General features: G+C 50.9%; 12 protein-coding genes. All 12 read right to left on the reverse strand.

Annotated elements, in window-relative coordinates:
- The coding region (locus FFT88_RS23900) for a type VI secretion system baseplate subunit TssF (RefSeq protein ID WP_138352579.1) at positions 1 to 563 on the reverse strand (563 nt) is incomplete at its 3' end.
- Positions 564 to 570: 7 nt separating this feature from the next.
- The gene (locus tag FFT88_RS23905) at positions 571 to 1263 is read right to left on the reverse strand and encodes a type VI secretion protein (RefSeq protein ID WP_171026936.1); all 693 of its coding nucleotides are present in this window, start codon (positions 1261 to 1263) and stop codon (positions 571 to 573) included.
- 1 nt (position 1264) lies between these two features.
- A complete protein-coding gene (gene tssA, locus FFT88_RS23910; RefSeq protein ID WP_135405965.1) occupies positions 1265 to 2863 on the reverse strand; it encodes a type VI secretion system protein TssA in 1599 nt (532 codons plus the stop codon).
- A complete protein-coding gene (locus tag FFT88_RS23915) occupies positions 2863 to 6252 on the reverse strand; it encodes an ImcF-related family protein (RefSeq protein WP_135405966.1) in 3390 nt (1129 codons plus the stop codon). Before FFT88_RS23915 ends, tssA begins: the two co-directional genes overlap by 1 nt.
- The gene (locus tag FFT88_RS23920) at positions 6245 to 7393 is read right to left on the reverse strand and encodes a type VI secretion protein (protein ID WP_171026937.1); all 1149 of its coding nucleotides are present in this window, start codon (positions 7391 to 7393) and stop codon (positions 6245 to 6247) included. The genes FFT88_RS23915 and FFT88_RS23920 overlap by 8 nt, the downstream gene beginning before the upstream one ends.
- Positions 7394 to 7396: 3 nt before the next feature.
- Complete coding sequence (locus FFT88_RS23925) at positions 7397 to 7663, reverse strand: PAAR domain-containing protein (RefSeq protein ID WP_000033410.1); 267 nt, start codon at positions 7661 to 7663, stop codon at positions 7397 to 7399.
- A gap of 31 nt (positions 7664 to 7694) precedes the next feature.
- On the reverse strand, positions 7695 to 8372 hold the full coding sequence (gene tli1 / locus FFT88_RS23930; RefSeq protein ID WP_016237387.1) for a T6SS immunity phospholipase A1-binding lipoprotein Tli1-EAEC: 678 nt from the start codon (positions 8370 to 8372) through the stop codon (positions 7695 to 7697).
- 19 nt (positions 8373 to 8391) lie between these two features.
- Positions 8392 to 10074 carry a T6SS effector phospholipase Tle1-EAEC gene (gene tle1, locus FFT88_RS23935; RefSeq protein WP_033884764.1) on the reverse strand — a complete coding sequence of 561 codons (1683 nt, stop codon included), beginning with the start codon at positions 10072 to 10074 and terminating at the stop codon, positions 8392 to 8394.
- Entirely contained in the window at positions 10071 to 12596 is a 2526-nt protein-coding gene (gene vgrG / locus FFT88_RS23940; RefSeq protein WP_135405967.1) for a type VI secretion system Vgr family protein, read from the reverse strand. The genes tle1 and vgrG overlap by 4 nt, the downstream gene beginning before the upstream one ends.
- Positions 12596 to 13126 carry a putative T6SS immunity periplasmic lipoprotein gene (locus FFT88_RS23945; RefSeq protein ID WP_135405968.1) on the reverse strand — a complete coding sequence of 177 codons (531 nt, stop codon included), beginning with the start codon at positions 13124 to 13126 and terminating at the stop codon, positions 12596 to 12598. Before FFT88_RS23945 ends, vgrG begins: the two co-directional genes overlap by 1 nt.
- On the reverse strand, positions 13120 to 13686 hold the full coding sequence (locus tag FFT88_RS23950) for a type IV secretion protein Rhs (protein ID WP_135405969.1): 567 nt from the start codon (positions 13684 to 13686) through the stop codon (positions 13120 to 13122). Before FFT88_RS23950 ends, FFT88_RS23945 begins: the two co-directional genes overlap by 7 nt.
- A partial coding sequence (tssH, locus tag FFT88_RS23955; protein ID WP_135405970.1) for a type VI secretion system ATPase TssH occupies positions 13683 to 15964 on the reverse strand: 2282 nt, incomplete at its 5' end. The genes FFT88_RS23950 and tssH, both read right to left, overlap by 4 nt.

The raw sequence follows: 15964 nt of genomic DNA on the forward strand, positions 1-15964 counted from the left end.
CTGCTGACCGGGGCTTCTGCTGCCAGATACAGGCTCAGACGATGCAAATCGACCTGAGACCAGTCAGCCAGTTCACTGCAGGCAAAACCTATTTTCAGCACTGAGCGCCCGTCCGGCTCCGTAGTCATGACGACCTTCTCCACTGCCAGTGGATTCAGTGGTATGGCCCGGGTGGTACGGTAACGACAGACTGTATTTCCGGAGCCAACAGGGCGGGAAGTCACTTCCAGTCCGGCTGGTACGGTTTCAGCCATTTTCATGACGGATAACCGGGGGGTCAGTGCCACCACCGACAGGGACGGGATAGTACGCAGGTAATGAGGCCAGAGCATACTGACCAGACTTTCGGTGAGTTCCGGCAAATCATCGTCGATTTTCTGGCGCAGCCGTCCCATGGAAAAGGCGAAACCTTCAAACAGGCGTTCCACGCAGGGATCAGGCGTACCCGCTTTATCGAGATCCAGCATCGCCGCCCGATCGGGATGAGCCTGTGCAAACGCCTTTCCGGCTTCACGCAGGTAACGCATTTCAGCGTCAAAATAACGCAGGGTTAAATCGTCCATTATCTTCTCAGAATAAAGCTAACTGTTCCGGAGACTCGCGCTCTGACTTCAGCCATGCCTCAAACAATCGTCCGAACTGAACGGCAAGTCTGATTTCCATAAGCGTGTTACAGGCTAATATAATTATCAGAAATATTATCACCAAATAAATCAGAAAAAATAAATGATATAATACTGTCTGATACCCCTGAGAAAAAGGGGCCATCGTGCTCCATCCAGAAATAATCAGAATCCCGGAAGACAAAACACCAAATATAAAAATTGCCAACTGCGACCTATATACACGTTTAAAATTAATACTAAAATCGTTATCTAAAAACATTCCTAACACAGGATATTTAAGAAAATAATGCAATCTTACATCCATTGAACAGATATTTTGGTCTGACATGTAACGAATGAGCTGATTACAATGCCATACTGGCAAATAAATCCCCATCTGTTCATAACAGAGTTTTATTCTTACCAGTGTATTTTTCGTTGCTGGCTCTTTTGTCAGTTTGTCAATACGGGCAAGAAAGGACTCCTTTTCAGATACAGGGATTTTCTCAAATCTGTATTTCCTGATATTCGGCGCATAGCCATAATGCTGCACAAACCATTTGACAAGAGGAATAATAATGATCGACAGAAGCGGTAACACCAGATTTTTAACTATATCCTGAAATGTTTTGTCCTGAAGATAATGCATGACAGACATCTCATGAGCTCCCCGGGTTGCACAACACGGCAGCTCTGGCAGCATCAATAGCGATGAGCCCGGCAAGAAGATGTTCCATATCAGGCTGCAGGCGCACTCTGTCACTTTCAGTTTTTGCAGACTTCATACGTAACAGTTTCAGGCGGCGGGCTTTTACTTCAAATACCAGTTCAGGTTCCCATTGTGACAGGGTCAGCCGGGTTGCACGTTCATCCAGCTCCGCAAGCAGATGCAGGGCAAGGTCATTTTTTCCAGTCTGTTCGGCAACACGGGCCATCAACAGGCGCAGTAGCCAGTTGCTGCGGTCAGACTGAATACCGGGACGTGCCTGTAACCAGCTTAAAGCGGCTTCTGTTCCTTCATTATCCGCAATCTGCAGGACTTCCGGCTCAAGAGATAAAATGTCGTTATCTCCGGGGGCTGCCGTTATCGTTACAGACGGTTCTTCCGCCCAGCGTTCACCACACTCCATCACCTGCTGCTGTATCCAGCTCAGCGTCACGTCATCGGCAAACGGCATGCCGTCGTTAAAAGCCAGTGTCTCAAGCCCCGGCAGGCGCAGAAGCAATCCTTTCAGGTCATACTGAACAATGGCAGCATAATTTTCTTTTCCGGTCTGCAACAGCGCCTGATGAATATACCACTGCAGGTCCAGCCACAGATGGCTGGCTCCCCGGGCAAACATATCGTCACACTGCTCAAGCAGTGACGACCAGTTCTGCTGCAGACACAACCGTTTCAGTGACGCACGCCGGTCCGGCCCCGGTGGGGCAATACGGGTCCGTCCATCAGCAGATAACGGCGGTAACTGATGCAGCGTGTCATGCCGGACGCTTTTCATCAGCCGATGAGCCGCCAGCCAGCCCTCAGGCTGGTCACGCAGATATTTTGCCAGAACACGAGCCTGTGACAGCAGTTCCTGCCCGGAGGTGATGGCAGATAGTGCCGTGACGCTGCCGGATGTTATCGTCGGTGCCGGCGCGGCAGCCTCCTGAGGCACCACTGCATCAACACCACCGGCCTTCATCAGGCGATTTTCAAGTGCCTGATATAACCCGTTCAGCACCGGGGCGGAAGCCTCATCCGTAAAAGTCTGTTCTGTCAGCCACAGCGCCCCGGCAATGCGCAGGGTATCCGCCTTCACCACTTCCGGATACAGAGACAGACTGTCCAGTATGCGGGCACTGCATAACCACTCCAGCGCCGCCTTCCTGGCCCGTGACCGTTGTGGATGCAGGTGCTCTCCAAAACGCTGCAACAAACCGGCCAGCAGCTCCAGACCGTCGGCCAGCCCTTTTTCACCATCCTGCCGCAGACGGGCCCAGATATACCAGGTTGCCACCCGGATATCTTTGGTTCTGGTGGTCAGTAATTTTTCCGCAAGCTGGCTGACAATTCCGGCATCGGCTCCGGAGAGTTTATTGACCTCTTCACGCATCTGCTGAAAATCATCATCGTACCCCGCATCATCACCTGCGGGATTATCTGGCGTCACGGGAGCAAGCCATTTATCCCACAGCGCAATACGCGCCTGAGCCGGTTCAGCCACATCCCGGGGTGTCGTCTGGCATACACTGAGGAGCGAATGAATGGAAGCCATCAGTCAGTCTCCTCCACGGAATCCCCGGCATCTTCGTCATTGCCTGTGAACGCCGACGTGCCGGAGAGTTCGAAAACCGTTTCCGGCAGAACAAAATTGCGGAGTTTCAGCAATACAAGCGGCCCTTCCCCCGCTTCAGTTCGCAGTGTGTAATTCAGCATACGACCGTCCTGCGCCTGCCAGCTCAGGCTCCAGCCACTGGCAACGCCCGGTGCGGCTTTCCGTCGGGCCATCTCAAGCAGACGTATCAATCCCCAGCTTCCCGGCAGGTCTGCATACTGACGGGTACCGGCCTGAGTGCTTACCCAGCTTAAACTGGCGCCAGGTGCTTCCGTATCAGCCGGCCAGGTAAATCGCTTCCATACCGGCATCTGATTAACATAAATCAGTTTCTGATTATCGGTTATCAGTGTCGTCTGCATCACACCGGCAGCAGTTCCCGGGCGCAGCTCAAAATGCAGCCCCGCGTTACCTGTGGTGAACGCCACATCCGCTATTTCACTCAGGGTATTGATGGCTTTCAGAAACGCAGGATTGAATGTCAGTCCCCGGGTATTAATGGTATCCGGTACCCAGCGATTGCCTTCCCTGCGCAACACACCACTCAGGTTATTCTGCAGAAAACGGGCAATACGTCCTGTGTCCGTATTCAGGTATTTTGCCAGCAGGGGAAGCGAAGCATCGCTGCTGACATTTTTAAACGGATAACGCCCGGAAAATGCATTATTCCAGCCATCCACCACCACAGTACGCCACCGGGTATTCAGACTTTCTGCCGCGGGTGTAAGAACCTGCTGCCACGCCTGCTCCATCGGGCGAACAAAGACCGTCTGTCCGAAGCCATACCACTCCTGTCCGAGTCCGGCAGCGGTCAGGCTGCCGTAATCCCGGGTATCGGTTAAATCAACCGATTTCCCCTGCAATACTGTCTGTGCCAGCATCTGCATCATGGCCTGCGGGTCAGAAGAACCGGCAATCTGTTGCAGACGCAGACGAACCTGTGTCACCCGGGTCAGATACGTCTGCAGATTCAGCATATCCGCGCTGTTGTTCTGATTATCCATCAGTGCAAGCACCGGCCCGAAAGTCGTCGCCAGAGGACCGTGAAGCCGGCTTTCCTGCGCTGTCACCGGCTGTTTTTCCTGTGAAAGCAGGTTTCTGGCAGATTTAACCAGTGAATCAGTAACTGCTTCCCGGGGCTGGCCAGTACGCCCCTGAACCACCAGCGTATTCATGAGTGCAACCAGGGGGGACTGGCGCACATCAGCCATCAGCGTCAGTTGCTCTGTCACATCAGACAGCGTCTGAGCCTGGCGTAACTGCAGGCTGTTCAGAAAATTCAGCCAGGCATTACCAAAATCAGCAAAATAGCGCGTTGTCAGGCGCTGTCTGAGTGCTTCCGGCGATACCGGTGACGGTGCCTTCTGCCTGCCATCCGTCAGTACCCAGTCCATTTCTTCACGACGCTCATTAATCACGGTATCCATGGCCGGCAATACGGCCTCTTCCCAGGCCTGGCGGGTGAACATACCGGGAACCACTTCCTCGGTGAAAAAGAGGCGGGAGACATCAGTATCACCGGTCATATCCGTCAGACGCATATCCGCAAACTGATGTGCCACCCGTGCCAGCATTTTCTGATACAACATGGCATCGCTGTTCTGCGTTCCCAGATGGCGAAGCAGCAGAGTCCTGCTCTGGCTGACCAGCTCTTCATCAGCCGTCAGCTTCCACTGAGGATGGGTAATAATCCCGGAGGCATAATACGCCAGCAGCGTCGGGCCGTTAGCCTGCCAGAAAGCGGCACTCACACCGTCACGCTGTGACCATTCGCGCATGAGCGTACGACTGAACCAGGCGGGCTCCATATGTTGCGGTTGCGCCAGCATCAGATACAGTCTGAGCTGGTCACAGGCGGCTTTTGCCATTTTCCCCCGCTGCGGACTGTCCGGAGGAAGACGAATAAATGTCCTGAGCTGCTGCTCAAGATGAGCAGCAGCGGCATCACGCAGTAAAAGATGTGCATTTTGTGCATAAAGGGGCATTACGACCGCGAGCAGGTCTGCATTCTGATTCATACCGGCCCGCAGGTACCATGGCGCCCCGTGCTCCTCACGATACTGAAGGCGGACCAGGGATTTCTGCAGATTCAGCAACGCCTGCGGACGTTCTGCAAGAGACTGTTGCTGGTTCTGAACTGGACGAATCTGTTCCTGCACTTCAGCAACCAGACTCCGGTTTGCCAGAAAGGAAACCACCATTCCGGTTCCCTGAGCCATCATCAGTATGACCGCCATAACAGTCAGACTTCTGCGCCAGTTATGACCTGTGCGGGAAGGCTGTAGCCGGACAGGTAATTGCTGCACTGTCTCCGGCAACGCCTCCCAGCGGTTATCCATTCGCCAGCGATGTCTGACACTTCGTTCACCGCCGACAGTTGCCGGACTGAAAACAATACCCGCCAGCAACAACTGACGGTATGGACGGAGTAATACGGATAATGGCTCCACCACAGCATCAATATTTCGTCTGAATCGCTCTGCCAGCGACAACAAAAAATAATACCGAGGGGCACTGCATATCTGCTGTATCCCCTGAGCAACAAGCCCGGGGAGCATGGCCTGTAGTTGTGCTTTCAGTTTGTCAGAACTACATTCTGCCGGCAGAAGGCATCCCACGGGCTGAGTAATACGCCCTCGCTCATCCGGGCTCTCCTGCAGTGACCAGACATACAGCGGCAGACGCCAGCCAAGGCGCTCACAACATGAACTGACCGCACGGGAAACCCTGTCAAGGGCATCTTCCGTCAGTGGTGCGGATAATGCTTCACTCAGTCCGGAAGTTACCCAGACAATGCCATCAGCAGGCCGGTAACGCAGACGACGTAACGCAGTCAGCCAGTCTGCGTTTTCCGGCTGCGAGGGGTCTCCTCCCCAGAGAAGCACTGTCCCCTGCTCTTCCTGCCAGAACTGTTCTGTCAGGCCCGGGGTCAGCAACTCAATCTCTGAGGCAGTACCTGTTATCAACAGAATGCGTATTTTACGTCCCCAGAATCTGCCATACTGGTGCCGCAGAGTATGACGAATATCCTGAACAGTAACATAACGCGGTGGCGTCTGAGCCAGTCGCTCTTCATCGTCAGGTAACCTTTGCTCCTTACGGGCCCTGCGCCGATATGTCAGCTCCTGAACATATTTTTTCATCACAGGTAGGTAACAGACAAAGAGCAACCCCAGACTCAGCAATATCAGCAGTAGTATTTGATCCCGGCGTGTTTCTGCCCCCAGAAATGCTCCATATCGGGTTATCAGCCACCAGAGCGCAGCCACACCAATAAATACAATCCCCGGTCGCCCAAAGCGACCAGACAGACAGGCCAGTTTATTCATTCTGGTTTCCTGATGTAACAGTACTGATAAAATGTTCTTCTCCGGATGAGAATAAAGTCAGGAGAGAATCATTACCAAGACAGACCAGATCGGCTGCCAGAGCAGTAAGCAGCCACGGAGCAGCAGGTCCCGGGATACCGCACCATTTTTCCAGTAACATACGTCCGGACGGTTCCCATCCGGCACCATACTGGTTTCCAATAGTCATCAGCGGTGCAGCAATCTTTTCCCAGTGATAACAGTCCCCCAGTACACGAGCGGTACGACAGGCAGCTGTCTGGGTTTCAAGGAAAAGTGTGAATTCATCATTAAACTTGTTGATATCCAGCGACATCGGGCGTAGCAGACGGGCTGAATGCGGCAGATTATATTTTTGCGCAACATCATCGCTGGTCAACAAAAGTGCAGCCAGTCCGTCAGAGTATGTATTTCCCCCATTAAGCTGTATTACCAGTATCAAATCCACAGTCAGCACTGGTTGTTTCAGACGCTCATCAACCCACCCCATGGAAAAGTCAGGAGTAACCTCGATATTGTCAGGAACGACGCGTTGGGGAAATAACGCTTCCCATGCAGAAACAAAAGCAGATCTGATTTCAGAATCAGGCTGATCGGTTATCAGCGTCACATTTACAGGGAGAGCGGCAGGTAACTGACAAAATTTATCCGTTATCTCCCTAAGCAAGACACGTAAAGAGGCTTCAACCTTATGCCCACTGTCAGAAATATAATCTATTTTCTTTACAAGGCCGTACTGCAGAGGCAATTCATCACAAAGAGTAGCTACCGTTATTTTATCAGGCAAATAAACACAACTGGCAGTAATAACAAGATACCTTTCGGCCCAGGATTCCCACTGTTTCTGAGCATACTCCCCCTCTTTTTTAAGAAACAAATGTTCATCCATCTGGTTGCTCCACTGCCAGTGTCGCAGGCAAAACAGGAAAAACCAGCCCCCCGGAGGAGTCAATGCAAGCCACCAGATACTGAAATTATTTAATGCTTTCACATATTCTGATGCCCGGATAATAAACAACAGAGCACCAACAACAGCCATAAATGCCCCTGTCATAAACCACAACATCATTGATGGTTTATGAGGTAATTCTGTTGATAATGATTTTGTTCTGCTCCATCCCATGTTTTATCCTATTGCACATTCCGGTGCACTGGATATAACCTTACACCCACACAGACATTTACATCCATCAATCACAACAGCTCTTCCATCAGATATCCATTCAGGAGAGCCCTCCACAATAGGATTGGTACCATGTCCGGAAACAGGGCAACTAACCATATCTCCAACAAGAGCTACTTTTTTACCATCGACAATCATGGTTGAAGATGCAGAAATAACTTTACCACCATGTGTGGTATTATCACCAAGCAATACAAAACCTTTAGACATAATACTCTCAAAAATAAATTTTCACTTTGAGTCACCAGTTACCGTAAGGATAAGTTTTATCTTTGATAAACTCCTTAATATCTTCATCATATCCATATGAGAAATCACTTTTAGTAACCCCCTTACACATCTTCATTTTATCACCCGATACTGTAGTAATTTTAGCATCCAACTGAGGTACCACCGGATTACCGCGATCTCCCAGCCAGACTCTTACCTTCCCTTCAGGAGCCAGACCAATAATCATCGTTGAACGATAATAGGTTTCGTTCCAGCGGTTGTCTGTGTAAGGCGTAACCATCTGCTCCCAGGTCCCTTTTTTAAAAAAAATCAGAGTTTCATAACTCTTTTTATCAATTATTGAATCCCAGCAAAAACGCAACATCAGGGGTAATGCTTTCCCCTTGTTATAATACGACTCAGTCGCGCCCAGATGGTCATTCCAGCGCCCTACACTGACCTGACTCGGTCTTGTGGTATCAAGATACTGATAAGTCGTCTTATAACCTTCCCCGTCCACCATCAACGCCTGGGTGGCCAGCGCAGGCAGAGCCTTTGGATAAATAAAGAGAAATTTCCATTCATCATAGGGTAATTTTTTATAACCCCATTCAGTCTTATCCGAATCAGCATACTGTGAGCTAACCGAATTACACCCAGTTAACAATGCCAATAATGGTGCGATAAAAATGATTTTATCTCTGGTCATGTATTGTCATCCTGTAGCGTTAAACACCAGACATCATAACTTTAGTATTTTTTACTGCGTTATCATTCAATCGCTGCTGATCATCCATGTACCATACAGAACGAATCCAGCGATCATTTGGTTTATTCGGAAAAACGAACGCCTTATTACCTTTAGGACCAAAGCGATGGATAAAAATCTCTCCCGTTGTAGGATCCACCCATAAATTACCATCAGACTCAATATTCCAGTTGGCAGAACAATGGGTGTATTTTCCGATAATATACAACTCTTCCTCAGTAAAAGCCTGAGGCTCTTGCCCCAAACGTACCGCTTTTCCCTGAGCAATGGCTTTGTCAGCAAGAAATATTAGTTCAGATGGAAGTTGTAACTCAGTATTTGTTTGTCGAATTGGTTCAAACAATACCCCTGCTTCCTGAGCAGCATCCAGCATCACACGCAGGCAAACATTAGCCCAGTCATTAGGTACTGCCATACGCTCAAAAAATACTACGGCTCCCACCTGCTTTTGTATCACGCCAGCCCGACGTTGATTACTGTTGTTCACACCTACGGAACGAATTTTGGTGGTTAGTTTTCCATGAGGCAAAATATGTTTTAAGGCTGGCAGAGTCATCAACATTTTTCTGGCTTGCTCTGCTTTACGGTATACTCGCGTATCCGTTTCTCTGGTATCGTCACTGACAATTTCAAATTCCGGGCAACTCAGAAACAGACTTTCATTTTCCTGCAGAGGTGAACCTACCGGATTGTAACCACCTCCAATATCTGAATGCGCCCCTGGTAAAGCCAGTTCGGGCCACATACCTTTAATACTGTTCAGGCTGAAATTATATCGGTATTCATTCATTGCAGTAATCTGGAAAACTTTCTTCGCGACTGAAGGACGCAATTCCAGCTTTACTCCCGGGTTGCTACGTCCATTAATATCGAAGAAATTACTGATTCCACCAATAGCTGCGACAGTATCAAAAAGCCCCAGAAAACGGACCTCACCAGAAGGTTTACCATCATAAAAATCGCCTCTGAGCCCTTTAGCAATAGCTCTGGCAATAGCAGGATCCTGTTCCATAACCCGATTGGCAAAGTGCCTTGCCGCCGCTGCTCCCCGGCTAAAACCAAAAACATCAAACTGGATTTTTGCGATACAAAAATCAGGATTTAAATTGAACCCCATAAATTCTGATAACGCCTGGGTGATTCGTTCCATTGCCTCGTCGGTTTTCGTCACCACACCTTCAAATATATCCAGAATACTGGTGCCTAATCCCATGCCAATGACTGAATCTGCTTCACCAGCCGCAGTCCCTATCCCGGAAATGTAAGTCTGAATTTGTGCTTCAACCTGACTTTCCAACAAAGTCTGATCTGCTACGTAAAGTGAATTTAGCCAGTGAATATTGGAATAATATCCACGATAACTGCCATTCGAGATACTGTTCTTGTTAATTTCTTCAAGAAAGTCCTCACAGCTTTGTGCATCTTTTTGATTTACCCCCTGTCTGGCTGCACTACACTCATTAAATTTCATCAGACGAGATGCTGTATTCTCCCGATTGTTTCCGGTACCATCGAAAAATATGCCAATGGTTAAAGTCACACCCCGCGCCGGTTTTTTCTTTGCAACAACAACTTTCCAGTCATTATGAATACTGGTTTTATGGGTGGCATCTGTTACGTCATATCCCTGATATTTTGTCATTCTGTTTCTCCATGAATTTTTACCTTCCCAAACTCAACTTTTACTACTGACGGAATGGAGGTGTTGACTGGCGCTGTTTTACCATTTTTATCGGTGATCCCCTGTAGAATATCACCTTCAGCCGTTGTTAATCGATAAGGCGTCGAAGGTTGCGGCACTCCCGCTTCATCGGTAAGAATAAAACCGCCCCCAAACCCTCGCGGCATTTCAACAGACGCAATATCAAGACTTGTTGGTCCCATCTTCTGCATATTCGTGCTTTTTAACAGGATCTGTCCCGGGCATCCCAGCTCAATATTTCCACCGCTTAGTTTGATATAAGCTCCACCACATGCCAGTATCAGTTCCTGATTAGCAGAAACAGTCACTTTGCCCTCAGAACTTTGAATATCAAGATTCTGTTGGGAACTCATTGACAAATCGTCACTTTGAGCCTGAATATTTACCCGCCCTTTTGCTGCTAACAGTTGCATCCCCTGGTTTCTGCTCAACAGGCTAACAGCACCTTCTGCTACAACTGTAAATGACTGCCCGGCACTAATATCAGTGTTATCTCCCGACATTATGCCCACGCTTTCACTACCCGAAGCAATTCGTAACGCCCGCGCACTAACCATGCCAATCCCATCAGGAGCATGCAACAGCATTCCCGGCGCAGTGAGATCTGTTAGCGATGCATTCAATCGTTGCTGACAACTTATATCTCCCTGAGTAGCATTTGCAGCAGTTGCGGCCTTCGCCATACTTCGGGCCAGAGATAATGCCTGCTCCAGTTGGCGGATAGCTTCATTCATATCCAGCATCTTTCCTTGTGCCTGAGGCTGCATATCTGCACTGATAAATATTCCTTTTCCTCCCCGGATACTTATCCAGTCATCAGTCCTCAGCTCAGCGCCTTCTCCCCTGAGTTCCCGGGAGGCATTAACGTTATGGCCAAGATTAAGTTGTGTCTTACCGCCATACTCGGTACTGAGCTTGATATGTTCCTCACCGCGTTTGTCCTCCATCCGTAACTTGTTATTTGCCGGCGTACGGATAACATTGCGCGTACCGTTCTTATCGGTAACATGATCAACATGACGTGAATCATGCAGGGCATGCGCAATATAGGGACGATCCGGATCACCTTCCTCAAAGGCAATGGCCACTTCCGTTCCCTGAATCAGCGGAAAATGAAAACCATAAGCATCACCACTGTAGGGTTTGGCCAGACGTACCGGCATACTTTCCTGTCCTGGATTTTTATCATCACGGTCAGCATCAAATTTCACCCGGTACATACCTGATGCATCCTGCCAGGCGTAGATATCCCCTTCTTTTGCACTGGTCACACGGGCCGTCATGGTCCCGGTGATTTTCGGACGAGGAAGTAACGGTGGTCGCCAGCAAACAATCTCGCTGTAGGGAACAGCACTCAGCATCACCTGCAGCGCAGACTTCCGGCTACCGGTGAACAGAAGCTGCGTGAGCAGAACCGGTTCCTGTAACGGTGCAGGCAACACTGGTGGAGTACTGTCAGTAATAGTCAACACCTGTGCCGGTAACAGACTGGCATCGGTACTTTTACCTGTGATATGTGTTTGCTCAGCCAGAAAACGCTCGTGATCGAGCCGGGCCCAGAAGTTAGCCGTCTCCGGCGCAGGGTCAATTTTATCGCCCCTTTCTGTATGGCGTGGCCGGTAATGATAAACCTCGCCATAACTGGTGTCATAACCTTCTCCACGGGTCATGTCTGCCGGTACAGACATCAGTATGTTCTGGGCCTCGCGGTGGTTATAGTCGTTCGTGATAACACGGCTTTCCACCACCCGGTGCTCCACATTCAGTGCCCATACTGAGTCTGTACCACTGTCACTCATACCGGACGGGCTGTTAACGGGCAGTGTTTTATCAAATATCAACGCCGCCTGGGTGTCACCGAAGTGGATCACCTCTGTCTGTGCATCCGGGTGCAACGTAAAGAAGTAAAAAATGCCAACTTCTGCCAGCAGGCGCTGGATAAATCTCAGATCGCTTTCCTGATACTGGTTAATCTGTTCGCGCTTCGGATACGTCCTTTTGAGGCTGAACTCATACTCCCAGCCTTTCACCCCGTGTTCCGTCAGGATTTGCTCCACCACCTCAGGCACTGATTTATTAACGAAAAAACGGTGTGTACGGAACTGTTTATCCAGCAGGGAAATGAAAGGTTTAAGTGTGATCCGGTATTGTGCCTGGCCCTCAGAGCCAGAAATACGTCTGAAATCAGTAATAACACCGTGCACTTTTTTCTGTTCAGTTAGGCTTCCCAGTAATCCGGTCCCCATTATCAGGGTTGCGGATTTACGCAGGAACCAGGCAGCATCAGGATACCTGTCCGTACTGGTAAAAATGATGTCATACTGGTAAATCTTACTTATGCCTTCAGTTCCGCTGAAATCTTCAACATCCAGTGGTGACGGGCAGGAAGGTATATCCAGTCTGTAGCGGTTCAGGGTTCCCGCCCCGGATAAAACATTTTGCAGGGAGTCAGTGAGATTCATTATTTTTTCACTCCACGAACAGCTCTGAAAGGGTATTTGCAGGGACCATGACGTTCGCTCTGGTCAGTCTGAACATTACTGCTTTTCAGCTCACCGTATGGCCTCACGGCCTCCATGTCATTAAGCGGGATCTCGAAAATACACCCGTCAGCAATCTCTATGCCGGCAACTATGATGCGCGGTGTGTCCTTATCGCGCTCAGAGTGCAGAACAGACCTGACAATGAACTGGCCTTTATCAGGAAAAAGATAGAATGAAGGCGGAATGCACAGCTGGCCGTTCACGATACGAAGCGAGGGTTCAGATGTAATTTGCCGCTCCCTGAATCGGGTTCCCCGCGGAGCGATGGAAATGCTGACTGGCTGGTAGTCCTCTGGCTCCGGGACGCTGAAACACACATTGTCGCCTCTTGTGCTGACCGTTACTGTTTCATCAAACCGATAATAATCCCCGCGTCCGGGGCATCCAGTCAGTAACGTCAGACAGAGCAGTAAAGCAGAACGATAACGAAAGGCTCTTATTTTCACCATGGGAACCCCCGCAACGTGCTGGTATACAGGCTGCGAATAACATACTCAGACATATTCCCGTCCAGTGTGATATCACCATCCCTTCTCATATCACACCATGTCCCGTATCCTTCAGCCTGCAAAGTAAAATGATCAGCAATAATTTGTGCCTGCTGCTCCATGGGATATTCGCTTAACAGACGCCCGTCCAGAACATAACGGTAATTCACAGCCCAACTGAGCATCCCCCGACCGATGACATTCATTCCCTTTTCACGCTGCCAGACATGCGCCATTTCATGAATAAACATATGCTGATAAAAGGGAACGCTGAGTGAATAATCATCCCGATAGTGCTCACGGAAATAAATCTCACCATCGGGGGCCATGGCAGTTTGCTTATTCTGAAGACCAAAAGGCAGAAAACTGTCATGGTGGATCCAGACCTTTTCATAAGGGATTGTCGACCTGAATACCAGCCTCGCCAGCACAATCTCTCCCGGCGTCAGTAACCGCAGTGAGCCTTCTTCCCTTTGATTTTTACCTGCGCCGGCGTCCTGATTTCTGCCATAGCCTGTCATAACGCGCATTCCTGCCGCAGCTCAATCACGATACCGTCCTCGTCACTCCATGCCAGTGTCAGCGCCTGTGGTTTCTGCTTCGCGGCCATATGGCTCAGCAACTGTCGGCTCAGTACCGGCAGCAGTTGCTGGTTCAGCAGACTCTCCACATTCCGGGCGCCCGTATCCGGCAGCAGGCAGGCTGACGTCAGGGCATCGTACACACGTTCATCAACCGATGTACTCAGTCCATAATGGCAGTGCAGGCGTTCACAGACCTGTGCAAGCTTCATCTCCACAATGGTGCGCATGGCAGACTGTGTCAGCGGACGGTAAATCACGGTCTGAAAGCGAGCCAGCAGGGCAGGCTGGAAGTGGTCGCGCAGCAGTGGACGGATAAGCTCATGCAGCTCCGATTCCGTTGTCTCCGGCTTTTCGCTCAGTTGCTGCATCAGAAGGTCACTGCCCAGGTTGGAGGTCATCAGTATGACCGTATTACGGAAGTCAATTTCACGCCCCTCGCCGTCGCGCATAAAGCCCCGGTCAAATACCTGATAAAACAGATTCAGCACATCCCGGTGGGCCTTTTCCACTTCATCCAGCAGCACCACGCTGTAAGGGCGTTTACGCACAGCCTCCGTCAGAATACCGCCCTGACCGTATCCCACGTACCCGGGCGGTGAGCCCTTAAGCTGGGAAACCGTATGGGGCTCCTGGTATTCCGACAGATTGATGGTAATCAGTGATTTTTCGCCGCCGTACATCACGTCTGCCAGCGCCAGTGCCGTTTCGGTTTTTCCCACACCACTGGGACCAACCAGCAGGAACACGCCCTGGGGACCGTTACCGGATGTCAGACCCGTTTTCGCCGCACGCAGACGCTGCGCAATGGACTCCAGTGCCACGTCCTGTCCGACCACCCGTCTGCCGATATCCTTTTCCAGATGCAGCAGTTCCGTCTGTTCGTCCTTCATCAGTGAGGATAACGGCACCCCGGTCCAGTCCGCGACCACACCGGCCACGGTGCGTACATCAACATCCACACTGAGCAGGGGCTGATTCTGCTGAATGTCGTGCAGTGCCTGCTGCAGGTGATGTGTCTCACTCTGGCGGGAAATATCGCGGCGGCTTTCAAGTAACTCACCGGTGAGTTCGCACTCCCGGGCGTACTGCTGCTCCAGGTCATCACGTGCTGTCATCAGCACGTTCTCTTCCTGCTCAATGGCAGACAGACGTTCGCCGTGATTCTGATGACCAACGGCAATATCTTCCAGCAGTGCCTGTTTTTCCATACCGAGGGAAGCGAGCTGTGAACGGATACGGGTCAGCTGTTCCGGCACCGTGTCGAGGCTCATCCGCACACGGGCAGCAGCAGTATCGAGCAGGTCAACGGCCTTGTCCGGTAACTGACGTTCTGTCAGATAACGGCGCGACAGTGTGACGGCAGCACGTACCGCCTCATCGGTGATATGCACGTTATGATGTTCCGCATAACGGGATTTCAGGGAGCGCAGCATCAGACAGGCCGTCTCATCATCCGGCTCGTCCACTTTGACCATCTGAAAACGCCGCTCCAGGGCCGCGTCACGTTCAAAGTATTGTTTGTACTCAGACCAGGTGGTGGCAGCAATGGTGCGCAGTTCACCCCGCGCCAGCGCAGGCTTCAGCAGGTTGGCCGCATCCGCGCCGCCGGCCTGATTGCCGGCCCCGATAAGGGTATGGGCTTCATCTATAAACAGCAGAACAGGGGCCGGTGACTGCTGCACGGCATCAATCACGTTTTTCAGGCGCTGTTCAAATTCACCCTTCACGCCGGCACCGGCCTGCAGCAGGCCGAGGTCAAGGGTGCGCAGGGTGACGGGTCTGAGTGATTCCGGCACATTACCTTCCGCAATACGCAGGGCGAGCCCTTCCACCAGAGCCGTTTTCCCCACACCGGGGTCCCCCACCAGAATCGGGTTGTTCTTGCGGCGACGGGAGAGAATATCCACCATCTGACGGATTTCCGTATCGCGCCCCGATACCGGGTCAATTTTCCCCTCTCTCGCACTGGCCGTGATGTCCCGGGTGAATTTATCCAGCGCACGCTGTAACACCGGCGGCAGGTCACCTGACGGTATACCCGCCGTATCCGCACCGACGGGACGCCCGATAAAGGTCACATTGTCTCCCTGAGGCAGCACAGGCTCTGCATCCTGTAATCTCTCCGGACGCTCATCAGACTGCGCATCCAGCAGCGGGGACAGACGCTGCAACTGGCTCTGACTCAGTGTCAGCAGGGGCCACAGCCCGTCACAGC

Origin of the sequence: Escherichia sp. E4930, assembly GCF_005845405.1 — a bacterium.
Classification (GTDB): Bacteria; Pseudomonadota; Gammaproteobacteria; order Enterobacterales; family Enterobacteriaceae; genus Escherichia.

What these genes read in the sequence shown, in the direction of transcription:
- FFT88_RS23925 (WP_000033410.1), bottom strand. Translation starts at nt 7,663, where the DNA reads ATGTCTAAAGGTTTTGTATTGCTTGGTGATAATACCACACATGGTGGT.
- FFT88_RS23915 (WP_135405966.1), bottom strand. Translation starts at nt 6,252, where the DNA reads ATGAATAAACTGGCCTGTCTGTCTGGTCGCTTTGGGCGACCGGGGATT.
- FFT88_RS23950 (WP_135405969.1), bottom strand. Translation starts at nt 13,686, where the DNA reads ATGACAGGCTATGGCAGAAATCAGGACGCCGGCGCAGGTAAAAATCAA.
- tssA (WP_135405965.1), bottom strand. Translation starts at nt 2,863, where the DNA reads ATGGCTTCCATTCATTCGCTCCTCAGTGTATGCCAGACGACACCCCGG.
- FFT88_RS23905 (WP_171026936.1), bottom strand. Translation starts at nt 1,263, where the DNA reads ATGTCTGTCATGCATTATCTTCAGGACAAAACATTTCAGGATATAGTT.
- FFT88_RS23945 (WP_135405968.1), bottom strand. Translation starts at nt 13,126, where the DNA reads ATGGTGAAAATAAGAGCCTTTCGTTATCGTTCTGCTTTACTGCTCTGT.
- vgrG (WP_135405967.1), bottom strand. Translation starts at nt 12,596, where the DNA reads ATGAATCTCACTGACTCCCTGCAAAATGTTTTATCCGGGGCGGGAACC.
- FFT88_RS23920 (WP_171026937.1), bottom strand. Translation starts at nt 7,393, where the DNA reads ATGGGATGGAGCAGAACAAAATCATTATCAACAGAATTACCTCATAAA.
- tle1 (WP_033884764.1), bottom strand. Translation starts at nt 10,074, where the DNA reads ATGACAAAATATCAGGGATATGACGTAACAGATGCCACCCATAAAACC.
- tli1 (WP_016237387.1), bottom strand. Translation starts at nt 8,372, where the DNA reads ATGACCAGAGATAAAATCATTTTTATCGCACCATTATTGGCATTGTTA.